3 protein-coding genes are annotated in these 2,178 nt (G+C 35.4%); all 3 read left to right on the top strand.

Annotation, left to right across the window (positions count from 1 at the left end):
• The coding region (locus tag H7254_RS15105) for a hypothetical protein (RefSeq protein WP_301933752.1) at positions 1–452 on the top strand (452 nt) is incomplete at its 5' end.
• 5 nt (positions 453–457) lie between these two features.
• Positions 458–1,258: an alpha/beta fold hydrolase gene (locus H7254_RS15100; RefSeq protein WP_301933751.1), complete on the top strand. Its 801-nt coding sequence runs from the start codon at positions 458–460 to the stop codon at positions 1,256–1,258.
• Between the two features lie 47 nt (positions 1,259–1,305).
• Positions 1,306–2,178 (top strand): hypothetical protein (locus tag H7254_RS15095; RefSeq protein ID WP_301933750.1); only part of this gene is annotated, 873 nt, incomplete at its 3' end.

The following is a 2,178-nucleotide window of genomic DNA, read 5'->3' as shown; positions in this document are numbered from 1 at the left end:
ATAACAAAAAAACTTTCTTTACACCATTAATTTTGTTTGCTTCAATATTATTGCTATTTGTATTTCTACATCTTATTAAAAATAATACCGCACAAAGTTTTTTAAGGCTGTTGGATAGTTTTCTCTTTTTTTCCGTTGGGGTACTCGGCATATTATTAATATTTATGTGGGTTGGTACCGACCATATTATGACGAAAAATAACTATAACCTTTTATGGGCATGGCCAATGCACATTGTTTATGCATTTGTATTACATAAAAGCTATAGAAGCGTAAAAACATATTCAATCCTTTTATGCTTTTTTCTTGTTCTTCTTTTATGCTCCTGGTTTTTTCTTGTCCAAAAAATGAACAATGCACTTTTACCATTAATTGTGCTCATGATCTGGAGAGCAGCATCATCGATTCAAACAAAACAAAAATCAATTAAAGTGGAGAAATCTAAAATTTAAAAAGAATGCTACACAAAAACATTTCTTATCAAAATACCAATATCCATTACAGTATTTACGGCAGTGGTAAACTTGTAATGTTGTTACATGGTTTTGCAGAAGATAGCAGCATTTTTGATACACAGGTGAATTTCTTAAAGGAAAATTACCTGGTAATTGTTCCTGATTTACCAGGCATCGGAAAATCAGAAATATTTAAAAAAGAAAATGTACTGTTAACTGATTATGCTGAAATTTTAAAAGCAATTGTTGACGAAGAAAAAATAATCAGCTTTACACTTTTTGGCCATAGCATGGGCGGATACATAACCCTTGCTTACGCAAACAAATATGCAGAAACATTAAATGCATTTGGCTTATTGCACAGCAGTGCATATGCAGATGATGAAGAAAAAATTGCTACCCGAAAAAAATCAATTTCGTTTATTGATCAAAACGGCACAGCTGCTTTTTTAAAAACAACCATCCCTAATCTTTTTTATGATCTTGATAAAAATAAAGATGCTGTAAAAACCCTTATCGAAAAGGGAAATTCTTTTGCGCCGGAGGTATTGATTCAGCAATACAATGCAATGATTGCACGACCCGATACAACTTCTATTTTAAAAACTTTTAAGCATCCAATACTCTTTATTATAGGAGAGCATGATAAGGCAATTCCCTGTGAGCAAGGCTTACAGCAATCACATTTACCACAAATTGCGTACGTACATATGTTGAGGAGCACTGGCCACATGGGTATGATTGAAGAACCAGATATGGTAAACAAATATCTGGGAGAATTTTTGCTTTATGTTGTGCGATGAATACTGCAATACATCATAATTACGTAATTTAGTATCTTACTTATAACATGAGGAAACTTCTCTCAACCATATTTTTAGTAGTCGGTTTTCTCCCTGTTTTTGCAGCTCATATTACCGGTGGTGAGGTTATATATACCTACTTAGGTCAGGGTTCAAATACACAATCAAAAGTTTACAAAATTACTTTAAGGCTTTTTAGAGATAATAATTGCCCTCCTCCTTGTGCCGGTATGCCTTTATCAGTAGCATTGGCAATTTTTGATAATACCAATAATTCGCTTGTTGGAGGAATTAGAACTGTTTCCAGAAATTCAGATGAACCAATTGGCATTGTTACCTCGCCTCCATGCTTATCAAACCCTCCGGTTTTTAATTACAGTTACGGTAGTTATGAATTTGATACTGAGTTACCGAATAATGCTACTGGATATACAATTACTTACCAAACCTGCTGCAGGGTAGCTAATATTACTAACATTGGCAATGCGCCGGGTGTAGGTTCAACTTACATAGGTTCTATACCAGGCACACAAAACCTGCCAACAGGTATTAACAATAGTCCACGGTATCAAACAGGCATTTCTGTAATATGCCAGGCGAACAAATTTTTACTCGATTTTAGTGCAACGGATGTAGATGGTGATTCGTTGGTTTATTCAACTACCGATGCATTTAACGGAGGGGCAGCAGCAGATGCTGGCTTTAATAATCCTGCACCGCCAACTTACGGCTCTGTACCATATGCCGCTCCTTATTCAGGATTTCAGCCACTTGGTCCTTTGGGTGTGATGAACACATCTACCGGTTTTATTTCGGGAATTGCTCCGGCTGCAGGTAAATACATTGTCTGCGTTTTGGTAAAAGAATATCGTAATGGTGTATTTTTATCAGACCACAGAAAAGATTTTATTGTAACCGTT

It is taken from the genome of Ferruginibacter sp., from assembly GCF_014377975.1.
In the GTDB taxonomy this organism is placed as follows: Bacteria; Bacteroidota; Bacteroidia; order Chitinophagales; family Chitinophagaceae; genus Ferruginibacter.
Note: the sequence above shows the minus strand (reverse complement) of the source record. Positions and strands in the feature narration are given on the sequence as shown.